Source organism: Gordonia sp. CNJ-863, assembly GCF_001942325.1.
Taxonomy (GTDB): Bacteria; Actinomycetota; Actinomycetes; order Mycobacteriales; family Mycobacteriaceae; genus Gordonia; species Gordonia alkanivorans.
Window position 1 is genome coordinate 248291 of record NZ_MKKG01000022.1, and the last position, 23501, is coordinate 271791.

At 68.7% G+C, this 23501-nt stretch carries 20 protein-coding genes and 1 pseudogene; 3 read left to right on the plus strand and 18 right to left on the minus strand.

Annotated features, from left to right (window positions below):
- Positions 1-45: 45 nt before the first annotated feature.
- From ruvB to BJF87_RS13070, 17 genes and pseudogenes are all read right to left on the minus strand, one after another.
- Entirely contained in the window at positions 46-1134 is a 1089-nt protein-coding gene (gene ruvB, locus BJF87_RS12990) for a Holliday junction branch migration DNA helicase RuvB (protein WP_006356980.1), read from the minus strand.
- Complete coding sequence (ruvA, locus tag BJF87_RS12995; protein WP_006356981.1) at positions 1134-1727, minus strand: Holliday junction branch migration protein RuvA; 594 nt, start codon at positions 1725-1727, stop codon at positions 1134-1136. Before ruvA ends, ruvB begins: the two co-directional genes overlap by 1 nt.
- Positions 1724-2293, minus strand: a complete 570-nt coding sequence (gene ruvC / locus BJF87_RS13000) for a crossover junction endodeoxyribonuclease RuvC (protein ID WP_035751443.1) — start codon at positions 2291-2293, stop codon at positions 1724-1726. Before ruvC ends, ruvA begins: the two co-directional genes overlap by 4 nt.
- Before the next feature lie 108 nt (positions 2294-2401).
- On the minus strand, positions 2402-3157 hold the full coding sequence (locus tag BJF87_RS13005; RefSeq protein ID WP_035751683.1) for a YebC/PmpR family DNA-binding transcriptional regulator: 756 nt from the start codon (positions 3155-3157) through the stop codon (positions 2402-2404).
- Positions 3158-3301: 144 nt separating this feature from the next.
- A complete protein-coding gene (gene pdxT, locus BJF87_RS13010; protein WP_006356984.1) occupies positions 3302-3922 on the minus strand; it encodes a pyridoxal 5'-phosphate synthase glutaminase subunit PdxT in 621 nt (206 codons plus the stop codon).
- The gene (locus BJF87_RS13015; RefSeq protein ID WP_006356985.1) at positions 3919-4773 is read right to left on the minus strand and encodes an acyl-CoA thioesterase II; all 855 of its coding nucleotides are present in this window, start codon (positions 4771-4773) and stop codon (positions 3919-3921) included. The genes pdxT and BJF87_RS13015 overlap by 4 nt, the downstream gene beginning before the upstream one ends.
- A gap of 45 nt (positions 4774-4818) precedes the next feature.
- On the minus strand, positions 4819-5298 hold the full coding sequence (locus BJF87_RS13020; protein ID WP_035751441.1) for a LuxR C-terminal-related transcriptional regulator: 480 nt from the start codon (positions 5296-5298) through the stop codon (positions 4819-4821).
- Positions 5299-5457: 159 nt separating this feature from the next.
- Positions 5458-6228 carry a hypothetical protein gene (locus BJF87_RS13025; protein ID WP_006356987.1) on the minus strand — a complete coding sequence of 257 codons (771 nt, stop codon included), beginning with the start codon at positions 6226-6228 and terminating at the stop codon, positions 5458-5460.
- Positions 6229-6241: 13 nt separating this feature from the next.
- On the minus strand, positions 6242-7108 hold the full coding sequence (locus BJF87_RS13030; protein WP_035751439.1) for a PP2C family serine/threonine-protein phosphatase: 867 nt from the start codon (positions 7106-7108) through the stop codon (positions 6242-6244).
- Between the two features lie 100 nt (positions 7109-7208).
- Entirely contained in the window at positions 7209-8120 is a 912-nt protein-coding gene (gene pdxS, locus BJF87_RS13035; protein ID WP_075863290.1) for a pyridoxal 5'-phosphate synthase lyase subunit PdxS, read from the minus strand.
- Positions 8121-8233: 113 nt separating this feature from the next.
- A complete protein-coding gene (locus BJF87_RS13040) occupies positions 8234-8722 on the minus strand; it encodes an NUDIX hydrolase (RefSeq protein ID WP_035751435.1) in 489 nt (162 codons plus the stop codon).
- Positions 8722-9846 (minus strand): glycosyltransferase family 4 protein, encoded by a 1125-nt coding sequence (locus tag BJF87_RS13045; RefSeq protein ID WP_035751433.1) that lies wholly within the window; start codon positions 9844-9846, stop codon positions 8722-8724. Before BJF87_RS13045 ends, BJF87_RS13040 begins: the two co-directional genes overlap by 1 nt.
- Positions 9843-10768 (minus strand): annotated as a pseudogene (locus tag BJF87_RS13050) (phosphatidylinositol mannoside acyltransferase). The gene BJF87_RS13045 and the pseudogene BJF87_RS13050 overlap by 4 nt, the downstream one beginning before the upstream one ends.
- Positions 10765-11451, minus strand: coding sequence for a phosphatidylinositol phosphate synthase (gene pgsA / locus BJF87_RS13055; RefSeq protein ID WP_035751430.1), 687 nt, complete (start codon positions 11449-11451; stop codon positions 10765-10767). The pseudogene BJF87_RS13050 and the gene pgsA overlap by 4 nt, the downstream one beginning before the upstream one ends.
- 18 nt (positions 11452-11469) lie before the next feature.
- Positions 11470-12018 (minus strand): HIT domain-containing protein, encoded by a 549-nt coding sequence (locus BJF87_RS13060; RefSeq protein ID WP_035751428.1) that lies wholly within the window; start codon positions 12016-12018, stop codon positions 11470-11472.
- Positions 12011-14086, minus strand: coding sequence for a threonine--tRNA ligase (gene thrS, locus BJF87_RS13065; protein WP_035751426.1), 2076 nt, complete (start codon positions 14084-14086; stop codon positions 12011-12013). The genes BJF87_RS13060 and thrS overlap by 8 nt, the downstream gene beginning before the upstream one ends.
- 139 nt (positions 14087-14225) lie before the next feature.
- Complete coding sequence (locus BJF87_RS13070) at positions 14226-14648, minus strand: TIGR02611 family protein (RefSeq protein WP_035751424.1); 423 nt, start codon at positions 14646-14648, stop codon at positions 14226-14228.
- Positions 14649-14741: 93 nt separating this feature from the next.
- On the opposite strand from BJF87_RS13070, the gene otsB reads away from it, so the two are divergent.
- The 3 genes from otsB to adhE are packed head-to-tail and all read left to right on the plus strand — an operon-like array spanning position 14742 to position 22141.
- Positions 14742-18392: a trehalose-phosphatase gene (otsB, locus tag BJF87_RS13075; RefSeq protein ID WP_035751422.1), complete on the plus strand. Its 3651-nt coding sequence runs from the start codon at positions 14742-14744 to the stop codon at positions 18390-18392.
- A gap of 35 nt (positions 18393-18427) precedes the next feature.
- Positions 18428-19507 (plus strand): alpha/beta fold hydrolase, encoded by a 1080-nt coding sequence (locus tag BJF87_RS13080; protein ID WP_262338962.1) that lies wholly within the window; start codon positions 18428-18430, stop codon positions 19505-19507.
- Between the two features lie 6 nt (positions 19508-19513).
- Complete coding sequence (adhE, locus tag BJF87_RS13085) at positions 19514-22141, plus strand: bifunctional acetaldehyde-CoA/alcohol dehydrogenase (protein ID WP_075863291.1); 2628 nt, start codon at positions 19514-19516, stop codon at positions 22139-22141.
- On the opposite strand, the gene BJF87_RS13090 is transcribed toward adhE, so the two are convergent.
- Complete coding sequence (locus BJF87_RS13090) at positions 22125-23489, minus strand: glycosyltransferase 87 family protein (protein ID WP_075863292.1); 1365 nt, start codon at positions 23487-23489, stop codon at positions 22125-22127. The two genes, adhE and BJF87_RS13090, sit on opposite strands and share 17 nt — an antisense overlap.
- Between the last annotated feature and the right edge of the window lie 12 nt (positions 23490-23501).

Genomic DNA, 23501 nt, shown 5'->3' on the forward strand with positions numbered 1-23501 from the left:
CAGGTGGTGCCCCGCGTCACACCGGGGTTCCGCACGCGGGTCGGGTCAGAGTTCGCCGAACAGGGACTCGCCCCCGACGTCGCGGGGGCGGGCGCCGAACGAGGCGTTCATCGCGCCGGCGGGCGGCGTCAGGCCGAGGTGATGCCACGCCGCCGCGGTGGCGACTCGGCCACGTGGGGTGCGGGCGATCATCCCGGCCCGGACCAGGAACGGCTCGCAGACCTCTTCGACGGTCGCGGGCTCCTCGCCGACCGCCACGGCCAGCGTCGACACCCCCACCGGTCCCCCGCCGAACGCCCGGATCAGGGCGTCGAGGACGGCGCGGTCGAGTCGGTCGAAACCGAGTTCGTCGACGTCGTAGACCTTGAGGGCGGCGCGGGCGACGTCGACGGTGATCGAGCCGTCGCCGCGGACCTCGGCGTAGTCGCGGACGCGTCGGAGCAGGCGGTTGGCGATTCGGGGCGTGCCGCGTGACCGGCGCGCGATCTCCTCGGAGGCGTCGGGCCGCAGCTCCATGCCGAGGATGCCCGCGGACCGGTTGAGCACCCGGACGAGTTCGGCGGGGTCGTAGAACTCCATGTGCGCGGTGAACCCGAAGCGGTCGCGCAGCGGGCCGGTCAGCGAGCCGGAACGGGTGGTGGCGCCGACCAGGGTGAACGGGGCGACGTCGAGTGGGATCGAGGTGGCACCCGGGCCCTTGCCGACCACGACGTCGACGCGGAAGTCCTCCATCGCGAGATACAGCATCTCCTCGGCGGGCCGGGCGATGCGGTGGATCTCGTCGATGAACAGCACGTCGCCCTCGACGAGGTTCGACAGCATGGCGGCGAGGTCCCCGGCGCGTTCGAGTGCCGGACCCGATGTCACCCGGATCGCCGCACCCATCTCGGACGCGATGATCATGGCGAGCGAGGTCTTGCCGAGTCCCGGAGGACCGGACAGCAGGATGTGGTCGGGGGTCCCGCCGCGGCCCTTGGCCCCGTGGAGGACGAGTTCGAGCTGCTCGCAGACGCGCGGCTGACCGATGAAATCGGCCAGCGACCGCGGACGCAGGCCTGCGTCGAGATCGCCGTCGGACCGGACCGGTGTCGCGTTGACCTCGCGATCCTCGAGGTCGTCGGGATCGCCGGTCATCACGAAGCCTTGCCCAGCATCGCCAGCGACCGGCGGAGCACGGTCGACGCATCGGCGTCGGGGTTCTCGGCGAGGACCGCGGTGACCGCCTTCTCTGCGGGGGCAGCGGTGAAGCCGAGTCCGACGAGCGCCTCGGCCACCTGATCGCGGATTCCGACTGCGGGAACGCTGCCGGTGGCCGTGTCGGCCGTCGGACGGTCCACCTTGTCCCGCAGTTCGACGCAGAGTCTTTCGGCGACCCGCTTGCCGATGCCGGGCACCGACGTCAGTGCCTTGGTGTCGGAGTCGGCCAGCGCACGACGCAAGGCGTCGGGTTCGAGGACCGCGAGGGTCGCCATCGCCAGCCGCGGACCGACGCCGGTGACCGTCTGCAGCAGCGCGAACAGCGCGCGGGCGTCGGGTTCGGTGAACCCGTACAGCGTCATCGAGTCCTCGCGGACGATCATCGAGGTCAACAGCGTGGCCTCGTCGCCGCGGCGAAGACGGGACAACGTGACCGGGGTCGCCAGAACCCGGTAACCGACTCCCGCACAGTCGATCACGGCGTGATCGAGGGCGATCTCGAGAACCGGACCGCGGACTGACGCGATCATGCGCGACTCCCCTCTCGTGCCTGGGCGAGCCGCTGGCGATGCTTCGCGGCGGCCGCATCGGCCTGTTTCTGCGCGGCTGCCATCCGCTCCATCATGGGTCCGCGCCAGCAGTGACAGATCGCGAGCGCGAGAGCGTCCGCGGCGTCGGCCGGCTTCGGCTTGGTCTGCATGCCGAGAATCCGCGTCACCATCGCGGTCACCTGGGCCTTGTCCGCCCGACCGCTGCCGGTGACGGCGGCCTTGACCTCCGACGGCGTGTGGAACCGGACGGGCACGTCACGCTGACTCGCCGCAAGCGCGATCACGCCGCCGGCCTGGGCGGTGCCCATCGCGGTCGAGACCTGGTTCTGCGCGAACACACGCTCGATGGCCACCACATCGGGCTGGTGGACGTCGAGCCAGTGGCACGCCGAGGTATAGATCGCGAGCAGCCGCTCGGCCAGATCCATGTCGCTCGGCGTGCGCACCACGTCCACGTCGAGTGCGGTCACCGACCTTCCGCGACCCGACTCCACCAGCGCTATGCCGCACCGCGTGAGACCCGGATCGACGCCCATGACGCGCACTCGTACCCTCCCAGGCATCCGAACGATGTTACGAACAACTGTTCGAGATCCTATCGGGGAGAGCGGACAACTCCGATGATCAACACGCCCCCGCGAGGGCGGCGAGCCTCAGTCGTTCTCGAGCTCGGCAAGGACCTCGTCGCTGATGTCGACGTTGCTGTAGACGTTCTGCACGTCGTCGGAGTCCTCGAGCGCGTCGATCAGCTTGAAGACCTTGCGCGCACCGTCGGCGTCGACGGCGACCTCCACCGATGCGCGGAAGCTGGCCTCGGCGGAGTCGTAGTCGATGCCGGCTTCCTGCAGGGCGCTGCGCACCGCGATCAGATCGGTCGGTTCGCTGACGATCTCGAAGGTGTCGCCGAGGTCGGTGACCTCTTCGGCACCGGCGTCGAGCACGGCCATCAGGACGTCGTCCTCGGACTGGCCGTTCTTCTCGAGGGTGACGACGCCCTTGCGGGTGAACAGGTACGACACCGAACCCGGGTCGGCCATGTTGCCGCCGTTGCGGGTCATCGCCGTGCGGACCTCGCCGGCCGCACGGTTCCGGTTGTCGGTGAGGCACTCGATCAGGATCGCCACGCCGTTGGGGCCGTAGCCCTCGTACATGATGGTCTGCCAATCGGCGCCGCCCGCCTCTTCACCACCGCCGCGCTTGCGGGCGCGTTCGATGTTGTCGTTGGGCACCGACGACTTCTTCGCCTTCTGGATGGCGTCGAAGAGGGTGGGGTTGCCGGCCGGGTCACCACCGCCGGTTCGTGCCGCCACCTCGATGTTCTTGATGAGCTTGGCGAACATCTTCCCGCGCTTGGCGTCGATGACCGCCTTCTTGTGCTTGGTGGTGGCCCATTTGGAATGGCCGCTCATGTCGTCGCATCCTTTCCCGGTGCCGGTGCGCAGCGGGTGGTCACCCGCGGAACGCATGCCGGGCCCGTGGCCCCGCATCCGACGATCCTCAAGCCTGCCGACTGCTGCCGCAGGCGCTTGCACTGTCGCTGGTTCGGCACGATCTTACCGACGCACCATCTGCACGAAGTATTCATGTACGCGTCGGTCGCCGGTGACCTCCGGATGGAACGACGTCGCGAGCACATTTCCCTGACGTACGGCGACGATCCGACCCTCGGCCGGCCCCTCCGGGACCCGGGCGAGGACCTCCACGTCGGGTGAGATCGATTCGACCCAGGGCGCCCGGATGAAGACCGCCCGCATCGGCTGCGCACCGGCTCGATCGGTGATGCCGACGAAGTCGAGATCGGTCTCGAAACTCTCCACCTGACGGCCGAAGGCGTTGCGCCGCACCGTGATGTCGAGCGCGTCGAGGTGGCGCGCGTCGGGACGGGTGTCGAGGATCGTGGAGGCGAGCATGATCATGCCCGCGCAGGAGCCGTAAGCGGGCAGCCCGTCCGAGAGTCGCTCGGCGAGCGGGTCGAAGAGATCGAAGATGCCCAGCAGCTTGCTCATCGTCGTCGACTCCCCGCCGGGGATGACGATGCCGTCGATCTCGTCGAGCTCGGACCGCCTGCGGATGGGCAGTGCGTCGGCGCCGCTGGCCTCGAGGGCGTGGACGTGTTCGCGCACGTCACCCTGGAGTGCGAGAACCCCGATCCGCGGTCGCGATCCGGCGCTCACCGATCGGTCCGGGCGTGCTGGTCCTCGGGCATCTGGCGTCCGGTGCGGGCGAGCCCCTCCTGCGTGACCGCCGCGACCATGCGTCCCTGCCGGTCGAAGATCCGGCCCTGCGTCAGGGCACGTCCGCCGTCCGCGGACGGCGACGTCTGGTCGTAGAGCAGCCAGTCGTCGGCGCGGAACGGGCGCATGAACCACATCGCGTGGTCGAGGGAGGCGACCTGCGGGTTGGACTCGGGGTGCGGCACGCGCGACGACCCGAGCAGGGTCATGTCGCTCATGTAGGCGAGCGTCCCCACGTGGAACACCGTGTCGTCGGGCAGCTGGTGCCGATACCGGAACCAGACCCGTTGCTGCGCAGCGAGATACGGGGAGGTGACCATCTTCTCGGGCGGCACGATGCGGAGGTCGAAGTTTCGCCATTCCTTGAACACCGCGCGCTCTTCCTCGCCCAGCTCGTCGAGGCGGTCGGTGAGTTCCTCGGGGTCCGGCACCGGCGGCATGCGGTCCTGGTGCTCGTAGCCCTGGTCGGTCCGGACGTGGAACGACGCCGACATCGTGAAGATCGCCTCACCACGCTGGATCCCGGTGACCCGCCGGGTGACGAAGGACCGCCCGTCGCGGATCCGGTCGACGAGGAACACCGCCGGGATGTCGGGATCGCCGGGTCGCAGGAAGTATCCGTGCAGCGAGTGGACGTAATGGTCGGCGTCGACCGTTCGCGTCGCCGACATCAGCGCCTGACCGGCGACCTGGCCGCCGAAGGTGCGCTGGAGGTGGCTGGGGAAAGCACCACCCCGGTAGATGTCGGTCTCGATCTGCTCGACCTGGAGTATGTCCTCGATGGCTGCCACGCCGACCAGTATCCCGCACCGGGCAACCCATCCCGATGTCAGCCTCTACAGCTCGTCGAGCGTCATGATCCCGTCCTGGATGGCGCGGGCCACGAGCGAGGCCTTGGTGGGGGCCGGGCGACCGATCTCGGCGTACTTGGCGCGGATGCGGGTCAGGTGGGTGTTGACCGTGCCGAGGGAGATGTAGAGCTCCTGGGCGACGGCGGGCTTGGAGTCGACGAGCATCCAGGTCCGCAGCACCTCGACCTCGCGGGAGGTGAGATTGGGCTTGGCGCGACCGGTGGACGCCTCGGTGGTCACCGCGGTTTCGGACGCCGGCATCGGCGAGGCGACGCGGTGCAGGTGCGGGTGCCCGGCGCGGAGACCGAGGCCGGGCTGGTTCTGACGGGAGACCTGCCCGGGGAGCGGCATCCGGCGGGCCGCGAGACGGGCCAGTGCCTCCTGGCGACGGGCCTGCGCCTCGGCGTCGCGTCGAGCGTTGATCTGGCGCAGGTGCTGGGGGGCCTGGTGGGCGATCGCAGTCATGTGTGCTTCCTCTTCACTCATCGAACCGGGTGGTCTGTGCCGGGTCTTCGCCGGCGATGAGTTGAAGATTATGGGCGTTTCGCGCCCCGGTCGATGGGGAGAACTCCCCACCGCATGGGGAGAACTACCCATGCCATAACCGCAGGTCAGAGGACCCGGTCAGCCTGCGGCGTTCCGCGCGGCCTCCGCGTCGATCAGCGGGAGGTCCTCTCGGGTCACGATGCGCGAGGACACCGCGTACTCGACGAGCTTGGTGCGGCGGTTGCTCGCGAGTTTGCCGCCGCCGCCGCGCATCCCGCTGACGCCGAGCTGATCGAGCTTGTCGCAGACGTTGTCGAGCTTGCGGTTGAACTTGGTCAGCGGCCAGCCGAGGCGTCGGGCGGCCTGGGCCGAGGACGGGATCGACGAGGCGCCGGTCCCCTCGCGGCGCAGGATCTCCTCCGCCAGTACGACGATGAGCAGCTTCTGGCTCTCGGTCAGGGTCGGCACGCCCTGAGTGGTGTGGCCGCCGCTGAACTCCGGGCGGGTCACCGACTTCACCTGCGGCGCACGGGCGAACACACTCAGCTCGTAGGTGGTGGGGCCGGCGGTGAACACGATGGTGGTCTCGCCGAACACCAGCGGCATGCGGGCCCCCGGACCGAGGGTGGCCGAGAAGCCGACATCACCGGCCGACACGCTCGCCGACAGGTGGGTGCCCAGGTTGGTGAGCCACCACAGCCCGTTCTCGTTGTGCACCACCAGGAATCGGCGGTGGAGATACGGGTTGTCGTCGATCGACAGATCGGCCTCACGGCCGATGAAGAAACGCCGGTCGGCGTCGAGCGCGGTTCGTTCGCCGCAGTACTCGACGTAGGTCGCACCGTCGTCGAGCCCGGTGTCGGCGGCGTCCGAGGGGTCGTAGACCGAGGGATCGTGACCTGTGTTCACCAGATCACCTCCATCAGTTGGGGTCTGAGACCGTCGCCTCGTCGGTGGACTTTCCCTCGGCGGCGCCGTCGAGAGCAGGCATCGTCAGGGTCGGAACCGACTCGTGCACGGTCACCACGATGACGGTGACGTTGTCGTGGGCGCCGAGTGCGAGCGCCGCGTCGACGAGACGTTCGGCCGCTTCGTCGGAGGTCGACGCGTTGGCGAGGATGTCGCCGATCTCCTCGTCGGGCAGCTCACCGGTGAGCCCGTCGGTACAGAGGAGCAGGACATCGCCCGGGAAGGCCGGGGTGTTGAAGAAATCCGGGACGGGATCGACCATCCCGGCACCGAGGGCACGGGTGATGACGTTGCGCCGCGGGTCGGTTCGCGCCTGCTCCGGCGTCAGGAAGCCCGCGTCGATGAACTCCTGGACCTGCGAGTGATCGGTGGTGAGTTGCTGCAGCGAACCGTTCTGGTACCGGTAGGTGCGCGAGTCGCCGATGTTGAGGACCAGCCAGTGCGGGCTCTGTTCGTGGGTGACCAGCACAGCACCGGTGGCGGTGGTGCCCGCCCGACGGTCGGTCTCGGTGTCGATCTCGCCGATGCGACGCTGTGCCGCGACCAGCAGGTCGTCGAGCTGCACCTTGGTGGCGTTCAATTCACCGGCGCTCGTCGCCTCGGAGAGCGTGAGCAGTGCGGCCTCGCTGGCGAGTTCGCCGCTGTCGTGACCGCCCATGCCGTCGGCGATGAGATACATGCCCGGCAGTGCCAGTGCGGCATCCTCGTTGGTCTCGCGGACCCGGCCGACGTTGCACGCCGCCGACCACTCGAGCCGCAATTCACCCACGATGTGTGTGCCCGAGACCGAGGCATCCCGAACGATGGTCGCCGCATCCATGATCAGCAGATCCTACCGCCGGAACACCCCCGGCTCGCCACGCATGTCGACTGTTCGGTCTCCGGCGTGTTGAACGGGGGCGTTCCGGCGGCGGTGGGGGTCACCAGCCGCGCTCGGCCAGGCGGTGCGGCTGCGGGATGTCGTCGACGTTGATGCCGACCATCGCCGCGCCCAGGCCGCGCGAGACCTTGGCCAGCACGTCGGGGTCGTCGTGGAAGGTGGTGGCCTGCACGATCGCGGCCGCACGCTGAGCCGGGTTGCCGGACTTGAAGATCCCCGAGCCCACGAAGACGCCCTCGGCGCCGAGCTGCATCATCATCGCGGCGTCGGCCGGGGTGGCGATACCGCCGGCGGTGAACAGCGTCACCGGCAGCTTGCCGGCCTCGGCGACCTCGACCACCAGGTCGTAGGGAGCCTGCAGTTCCTTTGCCGCGACGTACAACTCATCCTTCGGCAGCGACGTCAGGCGACGGATCTCGTCGCGGATCTTGCGCATGTGGGTGGTGGCGTTGGACACGTCACCGGTGCCGGCCTCGCCCTTGGAGCGGATCATCGCCGCACCCTCGGTGATCCGACGCAGCGCCTCACCCAGGTTGGTCGCACCGCAGACGAACGGCACGGTGAACGCCCACTTGTCGATGTGGTTGGAGTAGTCGGCCGGGGTCAGCACCTCGGACTCGTCGACGTAGTCCACGCCCAGGCTCTGCAGGATCTGCGCCTCGACGAAGTGCCCGATACGCGCCTTGGCCATCACGGGGATGGACACCGCGGAGATGATGCCGTCGATCATGTCCGGATCGCTCATCCGCGAGACGCCGCCCTGGGCGCGGATGTCGGCGGGCACGCGCTCGAGAGCCATCACGGCCACCGCGCCGGCGTCCTCGGCGATCTTCGCCTGCTCGGGGGTGACCACGTCCATGATCACGCCGCCCTTGAGCATCTCGGCCATTCCCCGCTTGACACGGGCAGTGCCCTGTCCGACCTCGGGAACGGTCGCGCCGTTGTGACTCACTGATTTCTCCTCATGTCGCTGTCTCGGCGTGCCGCAGCCGATCCCCCTTCAGCGGACCCCGCGGCAGCGTGGAACCAGTCTAGGTCAGCCCGGTGAACGCCCTGGTGTCAGGATCACTCGCCCCGGCCCGGTGAGACGCGCTCGATGATCTCGAAGTACGTCGGCGGCGACGCGCGGCCGCCCAGACGCAACCACCGGACCAGTCGTCGCTCGGCGAGGGCACGGGTGTCGCGCACCGCGTCGTTGTAGAACCGACGGGCCATCATCACCCGTGTCTCGGCGTCGGCGAGCTCGATGACCAGCGCCGGAGACCGTCCGGAGGCGTCGGCGCGGGCCAGCGCCGACGACAGCGCGTTCTCCGCGTCCTCACGAGCCTCGGGGGCTGCTCGTTCCGCCCGGTCCGCCAGTGCGGCCAGCTCGGATCCCGGCAGTTCCGCGGCGATGGCACGCACGACGACGGCCCGTCGGTCGAGACTCGCGTAGAGGGACTGCCGGGCGAGGTCGACGCGCACGTTGAGGCGGTCGAGGCGGTTGGCGGTGTGATAGGCCCAGCCGGCGGCCAGCAGGACCGCGACGACCCCGAGGACGATCCAGGTCGCCATCAGTCGGACACCACCACCGGTCCGGCACCGACGGTCACGGTGTCGTAGACGCGGAGGATCTGGTCGGCCACGCGGGACCAGTCGTACTTGTCGGCGCGGACACGTCCCCGGGCGACCAGCTGCTCGCGCGCCTCGTCGTCGGAGAGCAGCGAGATGATGCCCGCCGCGAGCTGATCCGGGGAACCGGTGTCGACGAGCTTGCCCGCCCGGCCGTCGTCGAGGACGCGCCGGAAGGCGTTCAGCGAGCTGGCGATCACCGCGGCACCGGCGGCCATCGCCTCGACGAGGACGATGCCGAAGCTCTCGCCGCCGAGGTTGGGGGCGCAGTAGACGTCGGCGGAGGCCAGGGCGCGCGCCTTGGTCGCGTCGTCGACCTGCCCCAGGAAGACGAGGTGATCGGCGAGGCTTCCCGCGCGCCGGCGCAGCGCGGCCTGGTTGCCGCCGCCGACGACCAGGACGCGCACGTCCGGGAACTTCTCCACCACGGACGGCAGCGCGCGCATCAGGATGTCGATGCCCTTGCGGGGTTCATCGAAGCGGCCGAGGAACAGGATCGTGCGGCCGGGATGCGGGTAGCCGTCGAGCGGTTCGGCGTTGGCGAAGCCGGCGACGTTGATGCCGTTGGGGATCTCCACCGCATCGGAGCCCAGCGACTCCATCTGCCAGCGCCGGGCGAGTTCGGAGACGGCGATCTTGCCGGCGATGCGTTCGTGATACGGGCGCAGGATGCCCTGAAAAGCGCTGAGCCACAACGACTTCGATGTCGCCGTGTGGAAGGTCGTGACGATTGGTCCGGAGGCCACCATCAGCGAGAGCATGGAGATCGACGGTGAGTTGGGTTCGTGGACGTGCAGGACGTCGAAGCCGTTCTCCGCGATCCAACGACGCAGTCGCAGATACCCTTTAGGACTGAAGTTCACCCGCGACACCGACCCGTTGTACGGGAGGGCCAACGACGGGCCCACGCGCACCACGTACTCGGGCAGTTCGGTGCGGCGCGACGCCGGGGCGAGGACGCTCACCTCGTGACCGCGGTCGATGAAGACGTGGGCGAGTTCGGTGACGTGCGCCTGCACACCGCCGGGGACGTCGAACGAATAAGGGCAGATCATCCCGATTCTCATGCGGCTCCCCCGGTTTCGTTCATCCGTGCCCTCTGCCGATCGGTCCAGTCGGCTTCCCAGAGCGGTTGCAGCATGTGCCAGTCGGCAGGATGTGCGGCGATGTTCTCGGCGAACGCGTCGGCGAGCGCCTGGGTGGCCGTCTCCACGCCGCCGGAGACATCGATCTCCTCGCCGACGCTCATCGACGAGTAGGGCGCCTCCTCGAACCAGTGGTGGGCCGGGAACAGGGCTGCGCCGGTCTCGATCGCCAGCCTCGCCGATCCGGCCGGCATCCGGGTGCGCTCCCCGAAGAAGGTGACCGGGACGCCGTGGCGCGCGAGGTCGCGCTCCCCCAGCAGGCAGACGATGCCGCCGGCCCGCAGGCGGTCGGCGAGCACTCCGAACGGGGGCTGTTCACCACCGCTGAGCGGGAAGATCTCGAAGCCCAGCGACTCCCGGTACTCCACGAACCGGTTGAACAGCGACTCCGGTTCGAGCCGTTCGGCGACCGTCGCGAACTTCCCGTAGTGCTGGACGAGCCAGACGCCGGCCATGTCCCAGTTGCCGGTGTGCGGCAGGGCCAGCACCACACCCTTGCCGCGCGAGACCGCGGCGTCGAGCCGGGCGTGATCGGCGTCGGGCAGGTTCCCCGTCGACGCCACGGTGGCACGGTCCAGAGCGGGCAGCCGGAAGGCTCGCACCAGTACCGAGCGTAGGAACGCACCGCATCCGCGACCAGTTCGTCGGGCACGTCGGCGGGGTCGGCGACCCCGATCACGCGGGCCAGGTTGCGGCGCAACTGATCCGGACCGCCGTTGCGGCGTCCCGCGAACCCACCGGCGCGGTCGAACACGGTGCGGGCGGCGCGTTCCGGTGCGTAACGGACCGCGGCCCAGCCGGCCCGGTACCCCAGGTCGGCGGCGAGTGCGGCGATGCCGGTCATCGTGACCCGGTGGGCGGGGTCGTCGGGCCGTCCGCGTCGGGATCGGCGGCTTCGGTTTCCGCCTGGAGCGGGATCAGATCCCGCGCACCCGGCGAGTTGGAGATCGACCACATGCGCTGGCCCACGGTGATCACGCTGCCGACGGCGAGCAGCCACATCGCCACGTGTACCGCCCAGGGCAGGCCGAGACCGGTGAGGCCGGTACCGACGAGCACGATGATCAGGCGGTCGGGGCGCTCGATGAGACCGCCGTCGCCGTAGAGGCCGCTGGCCTCGGCGCGGGCCTTCGCGTACGAGATCACCTGCGAGGTGACCAGGCAGATGAGGGTCGCGACCAGGAGCAGGCGGTGGGGTTCGGTGATGGTGCACCACCACACGAGGCCGGCGAAGATCGCGCCGTCGGCGATGCGGTCGCACGTGGCGTCGAGGACGGCCCCGAAGCGGGTTCCGCCGCCGCGGGCACGGGCCATCGCACCGTCGAGCATGTCGAACATGACGAACAGCCAGATCACCAGGGTGCCCGCGAACAGGTAGCCCATCGGGAACAGCGTGAGCGCGGCCGCCACGGTCGCCACGGTCCCGATCACGGTCATGATGTCCGGCGTGAGCCCGGTACGCAGCAGCGCCCGCCCCATCGGCAACGTCACCTTGGAGACCGACGCCCGACCCAGAATGCTCAGCATCCGCGAGCTCCTCCCCCCTCAGTCATCGAGACGCTGCCACGCCTCGGCGAGCAGTCCCCGGGTGTCGCGCAGCAACTGCGGCATCACCTTGGTCTCGCCGACGATCGTGATGAAGTTCGCGTCGCCCATCCAGCGGGGCACGATGTGCTGGTGCAGGTGCTCGGAGAGCGACCCGCCCGCGGCATAGCCCAGGTTGAGTCCCACGTTGAAGGCGTTCGGGTTGGAGACCGCCTTGATCGTGCGGATCGTCCGCTGCGTGAAGGTCATCAGCTCGGCCGACTCGGCGGGCGTCAGATCCTCGAGGTCGGCGACCTGGCGGTACGGGACCACCATCGTGTGCCCGGGGTTGTACGGGTACAGGTTGAGCACCGCATACACCGACTCGCCGCGTGCGACGATCAGCCCGTCCTCGTCCGACATCGTCGGGATGTCGAGGAAGGGGTGCCCGGTCTTGGCCGCCGGCTGCGGGTCGGCGATGTAGGTCATCCGGTGCGGACTCCACAGCCGCTCCAGACGACCACCGACGCCGACGCCCTCGTCGCGGATCTCGCCCGGTGCCTCAGCCATCGACGGCCCCCACGGTGCCGAGCTTCGCCTCCAGGAGCTCCTTGGTCGGCGACTCGTTGCGCCGGGCGCCCACCCAGTCGGTGATCGCCGCGATCGCGGCACCCACCGGGACACCGTTGATCTGGGACCCGTCGCGGAACCGGAAGCTCACCGCATGCGCCTCGACATCGCGTTCGCCGGCGAGCAGCATGAACGGCACCTTGCCGGTGGTGTGGTTGCGGATCTTCTTCTGCATGCGGTCGTCGGAGTGGTCGACCTCGGCGCGGACACCCGCGGCACGCAGCGCGTCGACGACGCCCTGCAGGTGACCGGCGAACGCGTCGGCGACCGGGATGCCCATGACCTGGACCGGCGAGAGCCAAGCCGGGAAGGCGCCCGCGTAGTGCTCGGTGAGCACACCGAAGAACCGCTCGATGGAGCCGAACAGGGCGCGGTGGATCATCACCGGACGCTGTTTGGTGCCGTCCGGGCCGGTGTACTCCAGTTCGAACCGCTCCGGCAGGTTGAAGTCGAGCTGGATGGTCGACATCTGCCACGTGCGGCCGAGCGCATCCTTGGCCTGCACCGAGATCTTGGGGCCGTAGAACGCGGCGCCGCCCGGATCGGGCACCAGGTCGAGACCCGAGGCCTCGGCGACCTCGGCGAGCGTGTTGGTCGCCTCTTCCCACACCTCGTCGGAGCCGACGAACTTCTTCGGGTCCTTGGTCGACAGTTCGAGGTAGAAGTCGTCCAGGCCGTAGTCCTTGAGGAGACCGAGGACGAAGTTGAGGATCGACGTCAGCTCGTCGCGCATCTGCTCGCGCGTGCAGTAGATGTGCGCGTCGTCCTGCGTCATGCCGCGCACCCGGGTGAGGCCGTGGATCACGCCGGACTTCTCGTAGCGGTAGACCGACCCGAACTCGAACATGCGCAGCGGCAGTTCACGATACGAACGTCCGCGGCCCCGGAAGATCAGATTGTGCATCGGGCAGTTCATCGGCTTCAGGTAGTAGTCCTGGCCGGGCTTGCGCACCTCGCCGTTCTCGTCGATCTCGGCGTCGACGTGCATGGGCGGGAACATCCCGTCGCGGTACCAGTCGAGGTGACCGGAGACCTCGTAGAGGTGTCCCTTGGTGATGTGCGGCGTGTTGACGAACTCGTACCCGGCGGCCACGTGCCGTGCCCGTGAGTAGTCCTCCATCTCCTTGCGGATGATGCCGCCCTTGGGATGGAAGACCGGCAGGCCCGAGCCGAGCTCGTCGGGGAAGCTGAACAGGTCGAGTTCGGCGCCCAGCTTGCGGTGGTCGCGCTTCTCCGCCTCGGCGAGCAGCTCGAGATGGGTGTCGAGGGCCTCGGCGGACTCCCATGCGGTGCCGTACACCCGCTGGAGGTCGGCGTTGTCCTGGTCACCGCGCCAGTAAGCGGCCGACGACCGGGTCAACTTGAACGCGGCGATGTACTTGGTGGTCGGCACATGCGGCCCGCGGCACAGGTCGCACCAGATGCGTTCACCGGTTCGCGGATTGAGGTTGTCGTAGACGGACAGCTCTCCGCCGCCGACCTCCATGACCTCGGCGTCGTCGGCGGCACCCTTGTCGTCGATCAGTTCGAGCTTGAACGGCTCGTTCGCCAGTTCGGCGCGTGCCTCGTCCTTGGATTCATAGACGCGGCGCGAGAAACGCTGACCGGACTTGATGATCTGCTTCATCTTCTTCTCGAGGGCCTTGATGTCCTCAGGCGTGAAGGGTTCGGCGACATCGAAGTCGTAGTAGAAGCCGTCCTTGATGGGCGGTCCGATGCCCAGCTTGGCGTCGGGGAACAGATCCTGGACCGCCTGCGCGAGCACGTGCGCGCACGAATGCCGGATGACGCTGCGTCCGGCCTCGGTGTTGGCCGCCACCGGCTCGACCTCGGCGTCCTCGGCGGGCGCCCAGGACAGGTCACGAAGGTCGCCGGCGGCGTCGCGGACGACGACGATCGCCTCGGGGCCCTTGTTGGGCAGGTCGTGGTCACGGAGTGCGGTGCCCGCGGTAGTTCCAGCCGGCACACGGATCGTGGCTGGGCTGGTCACCTGGACGTCGTCGGGCACGGGACGCTCCTCGAATGGGTTCGGACACGCTGAGTTCGCGTGGAGTCGGCGGACGTTTGCGACTCCGATGGTATCCGCGTGTCATCCCGACCGGCCGTACCCCTCCTCTCCCGGCGCGCGGCGCGGCCCGGAAGGGCGATCAGGAGAAGATGGGGCTGGCGAGCCACTGGTAGTCGAGGTTCACCCATCCGGCCGCCGTGTGCAGTGCTCCCAGGAGCCAGAGCGTTCCCACGACGATGGCGAAGGTGCCGATCCAGAACACGGATTGCACCGACCAGTGCTGCCGGCCGATCCACTCCATCCAGGCGTCGTACTTCGCTCGCGCGAACTTCAGCAGGCGATGGGCCCACTCGAACTCCGACGCCAGAATCCCGAGGCCGAGGAACACGATGAGCCAGCCGGGGCCCGGGTACGGGATGGCGACGATGCCGCAGAGCAGCACGATCGTGCCGACGACGGCGACGCCGATGCGATAGATGCGATGCCAGCGCGGGTCGGAACGCACTACGTACCGGCGATGACGCGCTCGGACCCGCATGCGCTTCCACCACGACTCCGCCATGTTCCCCCTACGTCGGACCCGTCAATGTCAAAAGTCGGGTCCAGGCTACCGAAGTCCGGCGTGTACGCCCGGGCACGCGTTCATGCTGAGCAGATGGGGACGATGCGAACGGTCACTATCGACGCACGCCTGCACGACGGCGTGGTCTTCGGTCTCGATTCGGTTGATCTCGAGGCCGACTCGGCACTGCTCCGATCCACCGGGGCACTCGTCCACCGGCTGCGGGGGTTCGGCATCGCGTGCGGGGTGCACTCGTCGCATCGCGACCTGCCCGCCCTGCTCGACACCGCGGGTATGGGTGATCTGCCGGCCCTGGTCGGCCCGCCCGACCGCGGCGCCCTCCGGCACGTGGCCGGGAGCCTCGGGGTGTCACCGGCACGATGTGTTGCCGTCGAGTCCTCCACGGCCGGCGTGGCCGCGGCTCGAAGCGGCGCGTTCGCCCTGGTGATCGGCGTCGACGGCACCGCATCGGCCGACGAACTCCGGCGTCACGGTGCCGATGCCGTCCTCGAGCACCCCGCAGACATCAAAACGCGTCTCGGCGGCGCGCGGATCGCCACGATGCCGGACGCCGTCACCTACCTGGAGCATCTGAACGCCATCGCGGTCGCGCGCCGACCCGTGGTCTTCCTCGATTTCGACGGGACGCTGTCGGAGATCGTCAACGACCCGGCGGCGGCGACCCTCGTCGACGGTGCGGGCGAGGCACTGAGCCGGCTGTCGGAACTGTGCCCGGTGGCGATCATCAGCGGACGCGATCTGCCCGACATCCGGCAGCGCGTCGGCATTCCCGGTCTCTGGTACGCCGGGTGTCATGGACTCGAACTCGTCGGCCCGGACGGCGAGCATCGCGTCAACGACGTCGCGCGGGCGTCCACCTCGGAGGTGACCGCCGCGACCGCCGATCTCCGGCAGCGGTTCGCCGACTCGGCCGGAGTCCTGGTGGAATCCAAACAGTTCAGCGTCGCGGTGCACTACCGCAACGCGGCCCCCGACCTGGCCGACGAGATCGTCGCGGGAGCCCGCGAGATCGGAGTCCGGCACGGATTGCGGGCGCTTCCCGGCCGCAAGGTGCTCGAGCTGCGTCCGGATGTCGACTGGGACAAGGGCCGAGCGGTGGACTGGATACTCCATCAGGTCGGCGCGGCCGACGACGAGTCGATCCCGATCTACTTCGGCGACGATCTGCCCGACGAGGATGCGTTCGACCGGGTGGCCACCGACGGGCTCGGCGTGGTGGTGTGCGCCGACGAGAACCGCGACCGTCGCACGGCCGCGCAGTTCGCCGTCGAGTCGCCCGCGGCCGTCCCTGCGCTGCTGCGCCGGGTCGTCGACCTGGTCGCACAGGCCGCCCAACCCTCGAGCGCCTGGTCGCTGATCTACGAACACTACGACCCGGGCGCGGAGAAACTCCGGGAAGCCCTGTGCACGGTCGGGAACGGCTGTTTCGCGACGCGTGGCGCCGCGCCGGAGTCGGTGGCCGGCGCGATCCACTATCCGGGCACCTACGCCGCCGGCGTCTACAACCGGCTCAGCGACGATCTCCCGGCCGGCATGGTGGAGAACGAGAGCCTGGTCAACCTCCCGAACTGGCTGCCGCTGACCTTCCGGATCGACGACGGCGAGAACTTCGACATCGACGCGGTCGAGATCCTGGCGTTCCGTCAGATTCTCGACCTGCGCCGCGCGGTTCTGATCCGTGACATCCGATTCCGCGATGCGCACGGACGCACCACCAAGCTCCGGCAGCGTCGTTTCGTGTCGATGGACCGGCCCCATGTGTGCGCCCTGGAGACGAGCGTCCTCGCCGAGGACTGGTCGGGCCGGGTGGAGTTCTCCTCGGTTCTCGACGGGGAGGTCGCCAACACGGGGGTCGATCGCTACCGAGAACTCGCCGGCCGGCACCTGACCGCGCACGAGACCAGCGCACCCACACCGGATTCCGTGCTGCTGCGGGTGCAGACCAACCAGTCGCGGGTCCAGATCGCGATGGCGGCCCGGACCACGGTGTGGCGCGGGAACGAACAGTTGCCCGCGCACCGCGACCTCGTCTCCGACCACGGTCGGATCGGACATCTCCTCACCGTCGACGTCACCGCCGGTGAGGAGGTCGTCGTCGAGAAGGTCGTGACGCTCTACACCTCCCGCGACCGCGGCATCTCCGAGCCGGGAATGGCCGCCGCCGACGGTCTGACGCGGCTCGGACGGTTTCACGGCCTGCTCGCCGGCCACGCTCGTGCCTGTGTGCGGCTGTGGGATCTGTGCCGGATCGACCTCGAGGACCAACCCGACCCGCAGCGGGCGATCCGGTTCCACATGCTGCACATGTTGCAGGTGGTCTCGCACAACACCGTGGACACCGATGTGGGGATCCCCGCACGCGGACTGCACGGAGAGGCCTACCGCGGACACATCTTCTGGGACGAGATGTATGTCCTCCCGGTCGTCACCCCCCGACTCCCCCGCCTGGCCGAAGCGCTGCTCCGCTACCGCTACCGCCGGCTCGACGAGGCCCGGATCGCCGCCCGCGACGCCGGCCACCGCGGCGCGATGTACCCCTGGCAATCCGGCAGCGACGGCCGCGAGGAGAGCCAGAAGCTGCATCTCAACCCGCGTTCGGGCCGGTGGAACCCGGACCCGAGCGCGCGCCAGCATCACGTCGGCCTGGCGATCGCCTACAACGTCTGGCAGTACTTCCAGATCACGCACGACCTCGACTTCCTGATCGGGCCCGGCGCCGAGATGCTCGTCGAGATCGCACGCTTCTGGGCCGACCTCGCGGAGTACGACCCCGACCGCGACCGCTACGTGATCCGCGGGGTCATCGGACCCGACGAGTTCCATGCCGGCTATCCGGACGCGCCCTACGACGGGATCGACAACAACGCGTACACCAACGTCATGGCGGTGTGGGTGATCCGTCGCGCCCTCGACGCACTCGCGACGATCCCGCAGCGGGACCGCGTGAATCTGCTCGTCGACCTCGGGCTGCGGGAACCCGAGCTCGAACTGTGGCGGTCCCTCACCCGCCGGATGTTCGTGCCCTTCCACGACGGGACGATCAGCCAGTTCGAAGGCTACGACCGGCTCGAAGAACTGGACTGGGAGGCCTACCGCGCCCGGTACGGGAGCATCCAACGCCTCGACCGCATCCTCGAGGCCGAGAACGACGATGTGACCCGGTACAAGGTGTCCAAGCAGGCCGACGTCCTCATGCTGTTCTATCTGCTGTCCGCGGAGGAGCTACGGGAACTGTTGGAGGACTTGGGTTATGGGCTACCGGCCGAAATGATTCCGCACACCATCGACTACTACATGGCGCGGACCTCGCACGGTTCGACGCTGAGTTCGGTGGTCCATTCGTGGGTCCTCGCCCGAGCCGACCGCGAGCACGCGGTGAAGTTCTTCGAGCAGGTGCTCGACGCCGACATCACCGACATCCAGGGCGGCACGACGTCGGAGGGCATCCACCTGGCGGCCATGTGCGGCAGCATCGACCTGTTGCAGCGGTGCTTCACCGGCCTCGAACTCCGCAACGACCGGCTGATCCTCAATCCCCGGTGGCCGCGATCGCTGGGCGCACTGTCGTTTCGCATCTACTACCGGCGACACCGGCTGAAGCTGACCGTCAGCGGCAGCGGCGTCGAGGTGACCTCCGAGCAACGAGACGTCGACCCGATCGATGTCCAGTGTCGCGACTCGTTCGTGCAACTCGCCCCCGGACAAACGGTCGAGTTCTCATGAGATCGAGATCTCTCCGTCGCCGAACCCCGGTGAGAGTGCGCGTACTCTGCCTGATCGTCGCCGCCGTCGTCGCGACGGTGGCCGGACTCGTCCGTGTCGCCTATGTCCGCGACCTGGTCGCAGCTCGCAAACGGATCGGGTCGACCCCCCGACACACGGTCGAGTCGCGGTTCGGTGCGATCGATTACGCGGGACGCGGCGCCGGAGACCCACTGTTGGTGAGCCACGGCATCTTTCAGGGCTGCGATGGCGGACTGCTGTCGATGCGCGACCTGGTGGCGGACAGCCGGATCATCGCGCCGTCGCGCTTCGGCTACCTGGGATCGATGATGCCCGACGGTGCCTCGGTCGACGACCAGGCAGATGCATTCGCGGAATTGCTCGACCACCTCGGGTATCACGAGGTGGACGCCGTCGGGCTCTCGGCCGGCACGAGCGCCGCGGTCCGGTTCGCGCTTCGACATCCCGGACGGGTCCGGCATCTGGTCGTCATCTCGGGCAGCTTCCCGCGCAGCCGGACGACACGCATCCCGCCACGATGGGCTCGATCGTTCTACAACGATCCGGCGATGTGGTGGCTGAAGCACTTCGCCCGCCCGGCGTTCTTCCGCCTACTGGGTGTGCCCAGGGGTTTCCCACGTTCCCCCGCCCAGCGCCACGTCCTGACGGAGTTGTCGAACGCGATCTTCCCCATCGGCTTACGCAGGCGGGGTGCGGTCTTCGACGCATATGTCGCCGACCCCGAGATCAACACGTACCCACTCGAGGAGATCGCTGTCCCGACGCTCATCGCCCACGCCGTGGATGATCCACTGACGTCGTATTCCGCGGCCGCCGAGGCGGCGTCGAGGATTCCCGGCGCGCGACTGGTCAGCCTCGACTCCGGTGGACACCTGTTGCTCGGTCAGAGCGAACGGGTGGCGTCGGGAACTCGCGGACTTCCTGGCTCAGAACCCGGACGGCTGATGCCGGCAAACCCGACTGCCGGCGCACACCGGGTCGAAGATCGTGCCGGGGAAGACCCAAAGGGGCCCGTGTCCCCACGGTCGCGAGTAACGTGCGCGAACACGGCCGCGTATCTTCTGAAAGCGCGACGACACACCGGTTCGAGGTGATATCGAATGTCGACCATCCGCGAGAACGCCGAAGCACCAACACTCGATCTGACCGATGTCGACGCCGCGGTCGAGAGGGCCGCGGCCGCCGCGACGGAGTTCCGCACGCTGGATCAGCAACGGGTCGACGCGATCGTCGCGGCCATGGCACGGGCCGGGGTGAGGGCCGCCGCCGAACTCGCCGCGGTGGCGATCGAGGAGACCGGCTTCGGGGTCTTCGAGGACAAGGTCGTCAAGAACTACATCGCCACGGAGTTCCTCTACGACCACCTCAAGAACAAGAAATCGGTGGGCGTGATCGAGGAGGACGCCGAACGCGATGTCGCGCGCGTGGCCGAGCCGATCGGCGTCGTCCTCGCGATCACTCCGGTGACCAATCCCACGTCGACGGTGCTGTACAAGGCGATCATCGCGGCAAAGACCCGCAATGCCATCATCTTTCGCCCCTCACCGGTGGCGGCGCATTCCTGCGAACGGACGGTGGCGATCCTGCGCGAGGCAGCCGAGGCGGCCGGCATGCCCCCCGGCGCCCTGCAGGTGATTCCCGACGCCGCCCATGAGGTCACCCACTACCTGTTCCGGCACCGGCTCGTCGACTTCATCTGGGTCACCGGTGGACAGAAGATCGTCGCACTCGCCAACGCAGCCGGCAAACCAGGGCTCGGCGTCGGCCCCGGCAACGCACCGATCTACCTGCACCGAACCGCCGACATCAAGGGTGCCGTCGTCGACATCCTGATCTCCAAGACCTTCGATGCCTCCGTCATCTGCCCCGCCGAACAGACCTGCATCGTCGACGACGCGATCTACGACGCCACGGTTGCAGAGTTCCGTCGGATGGGCGCTCACCTGCTCACCGACGAGCAGGCGACGGCCATCGCCGACTTCGCGTTCGGCGACGGCGACAAGGTCAACCTCGGCGCGCTCGGCCAGCAGGCTCCCGAGTTGGCCGCCCGAGCCGGTTTCATCGTCGACCCCGCGGTGAAGGTGCTGCTCGCGCCACTTCCGTCGGATCTGGACGAGCTCGCGATACACCCGCTGGTGCAGGAGAAGCTGATGCCCGTCCTCGGACTCGTCCGCGCCCGCGACGTGCAGCACGGGATCGACGCCGCGGTCCTGGTCACCGAGCACGGCGGCCTCGGCCACACCTCGGCCGTCTATGCCGCCGACGAGTCGGTCGTCGACGCCTTCAGTGCCGCCGTACGCACCGGGCGGATTCTCGTCAACGCACCCACCGCAGTCGGGGCACTGGGCGGGATCTACAACGACCTCGCGCCCACGTTCTCGCTGGGCTGCGGCACCTGGGGCGGGTCGAGCACCACCGAGAACGTGAACTACCTGCAGTTACTGAACATCAAGACCGTGGCCCGTCGACGGTCCCCGTCCCAGTGGTTCCGCGTGCCCGCGAACACCTTCTTCAACGCCGGCGCACTGGACAATCTCCGCGACGTCCCGTGTACGGATGTCGTGGTCGTCACCGATGTCCTGAGCGAAGAACGCGGCGTGGTCGACGAGCTGCGTGCCCACCTGCGCGCCCAACACGTCAGGGTCTTCGCCGAGGTCGAGCCGGAACCGGATGAAGCGACGATCCGTCGGGGCGTCGCGGTGCTGCAAGGTCAGCGGCCGGATCTGCTCATCGCCGTCGGAGGCGGGTCGGTGATCGACGCCGCCAAGGCGATCCGGCTCTTCTACGAGCACCCTGAGACCGACCTTGCGGAGTTGACGCTGCCGTTCCTCGATCCCCGCAAGCGGATCGCGGAGTACCCCCAGGACCCGCACACACTGCGACTGGTCGCGATTCCCACCACCGCCGGCACCGGTTCCGAGGTGTCGCCGGCCGCGGTGCTGACCGTAGCGGGCCGCAAGGAGACTCTCGTCGATTACTCGCTCGTCCCGGACATGGCGATCGTGGACCCGACCCTGACCCTTTCCATGCCGCGCACGCTGACCGTCGACACCGGCATCGATGCGCTCACCCATGCGCTGGAAGCCGTCGCCTCGATCTTCGCCTCCCCGTACACCGACGCGTTCTGCGTCCAGGCCGCCCGACTGATCTTCGACGCGCTGCCCCGTGCGTACGACGATCCGGCCGACCTCGCGGCCCGAACCGACATGGCCAACGCGGCCACTCTCGCGGGTTTGGCCTTCTCGAACGCGTTCGTGGGGACCAATCACGCTCTCGCCCATGCCGTCGGCGCCAGGTTCAATATCGCGCACGGTCGGGTCAACGGTGTGTTCCTACCGCACACTCTGCGCTACAACGCCTCCGTGCCGACCAAGTTCATGCCCGCGCCGGGCTATTCGGCGTACGTCGCGCCGGACAAGTATGCGCAACTGGGTCGGGTCGTCTTCGGCGGCCGCGAACCGGCCGAGAGCCGGCGCCGGCTGTTCCAGGGCGTGGACGATCTGTTGCGCAGGTTGGGAATGCCACGCACACTCGCCGAGATCGGCGTGCCCGAAGCCGAGTTCCTCGACGCGCTGCCACAGCTGGCGATGACCGCCTTCGGTGATCTGAGCAACCGCACCAACCCGCGGATGCCGCTGATCAGTGAGATCACCGACCTGCTCCGGCTCGGGTACTTCGGTGAGACGGGCGGGCTCGGCGCCGACGATCCCGCTACGCAACCGCGATGACGTCATCTCGTGCCGGCGTCCGCGCCTCGGCACGACGCCGCGCGACCGAGTGTCCGACCAGGGTCGCCACCACGGTGACGGCGAGCAGCAGCGGGTAGCAACCGGCGTAGATCACGGCCAGTACATGGCCGCCCACGCCCGGGCCGGGACTTCGCGGCATCATGAACAGCCCCAGCGAGATCGCGTGATCAGAAGTCAGATAGGGCCCGCTGTCCCACCAGTGCCGCCACCAGGTGAAGGTGAGCGCGACGACGCCGGCCGGGGCGAGCCAGTACCACCAGGTCTGACGCGACCCATGCCGCAGGGCGAGATCGAGGGTCACCAGGAGCAGCGGTACGCACCACACCCAGTGGTGTCCCCATGCGAACGGCGACACCGCGCACATCGTCATCCCCACGATCGTCGCGGCCAGGAGCGGCTGCGACATCCGCCGGGCGACGACCGCGGCCCACAGGCCCAGTACCGCGACCACCAGTGCCGCGGGCACCCACAGCCACGACGGCGCCTCGAACACCGGCCCGCCCGGTCCCGGATGGCTGAAACGCCGGACGTCGAGGTGTGCCAGCATCTGCGAACCGAAGCCGCGGACCGACTGGTTGGCAGGCGAATCGGCACGGCCGATGCGGGCGGACTCGAACAGGTGACGAGTCCAGTACGTCCGGGCATCCGACCCGATGACGAGGAATCCGATCGCGACCGTGGCGCCGAAGGTGGCGATCGCGGTGGCCGCCGCACGCCACTGCCGCGTGACGACCAGATAGAAAACCGCGAACAGCGGCATCAGCTTGAGTCCGGCGGCGATCCCGAGCGCGATCCCCCGCCACCGCGAATCGACGCGCAGGAAGACCAGGTCGGTGAGGACAAGCGCCATCACGACGAGATTGATCTGGCCGAGCCAGATGGTGGTCCGCACGGGTTCGAGCGCGGTGACCGCGATCGAGAACAGGGCGGCGAACACGATGAGGCGGGCACCCAACCGGTAGCCCAGGCTGCGCGTGCCCAGCGCCACCACCGCGACGAGTGCGGCGAAACCGGTTGCCCACCAGATGATGTCGGCGAACCCGGCACCCACCACGGCGAGCGGCACGAAGGCGATCGCCGCGAACGGCGGATACGTGAAGTGCAGGCGCCACAGGACCGGGGCGTCGTAGAGGGGGCGCGAGTCGAGCACGGCGTCGGCGCCGGCACGGTAGACGCGGACATCGGTCGCGTTCTCGAACAGCCCGTAGAACGGATTGGTGATCGGGAAAGCGCTGATGTGCCAGGCGATCACGCCGAGAGCCGCGATCCCCGCCAGCACGATCGCCCACGTCGGGATGGAACGGGAGTGGACGGTCGGTGCGGACACGCGGCCGAGACT

Coding starts and splice junctions, on each gene's coding strand:
- ruvB (WP_006356980.1), bottom strand. CDS start 1,134: ATGACCGGCGATCCCGACGACCTCGAGGATCGCGAGGTCAACGCGACA.
- ruvA (WP_006356981.1), bottom strand. CDS start 1,727: ATGATCGCGTCAGTCCGCGGTCCGGTTCTCGAGATCGCCCTCGATCAC.
- BJF87_RS13005 (WP_035751683.1), bottom strand. CDS start 3,157: ATGAGCGGCCATTCCAAATGGGCCACCACCAAGCACAAGAAGGCGGTC.
- BJF87_RS13020 (WP_035751441.1), bottom strand. CDS start 5,298: ATGACTGCGATCGCCCACCAGGCCCCCCAGCACCTGCGCCAGATCAAC.
- BJF87_RS13030 (WP_035751439.1), bottom strand. CDS start 7,108: ATGGATGCGGCGACCATCGTTCGGGATGCCTCGGTCTCGGGCACACAC.
- BJF87_RS13040 (WP_035751435.1), bottom strand. CDS start 8,722: ATGGCGACCTGGATCGTCCTCGGGGTCGTCGCGGTCCTGCTGGCCGCC.
- BJF87_RS13045 (WP_035751433.1), bottom strand. CDS start 9,846: ATGAGAATCGGGATGATCTGCCCTTATTCGTTCGACGTCCCCGGCGGT.
- pgsA (WP_035751430.1), bottom strand. CDS start 11,451: ATGCTGAGCATTCTGGGTCGGGCGTCGGTCTCCAAGGTGACGTTGCCG.
- BJF87_RS13060 (WP_035751428.1), bottom strand. CDS start 12,018: ATGGCTGAGGCACCGGGCGAGATCCGCGACGAGGGCGTCGGCGTCGGT.
- BJF87_RS13070 (WP_035751424.1), bottom strand. CDS start 14,648: ATGGCGGAGTCGTGGTGGAAGCGCATGCGGGTCCGAGCGCGTCATCGC.
- otsB (WP_035751422.1), top strand. CDS start 14,742: ATGGGGACGATGCGAACGGTCACTATCGACGCACGCCTGCACGACGGC.
- adhE (WP_075863291.1), top strand. CDS start 19,514: ATGTCGACCATCCGCGAGAACGCCGAAGCACCAACACTCGATCTGACC.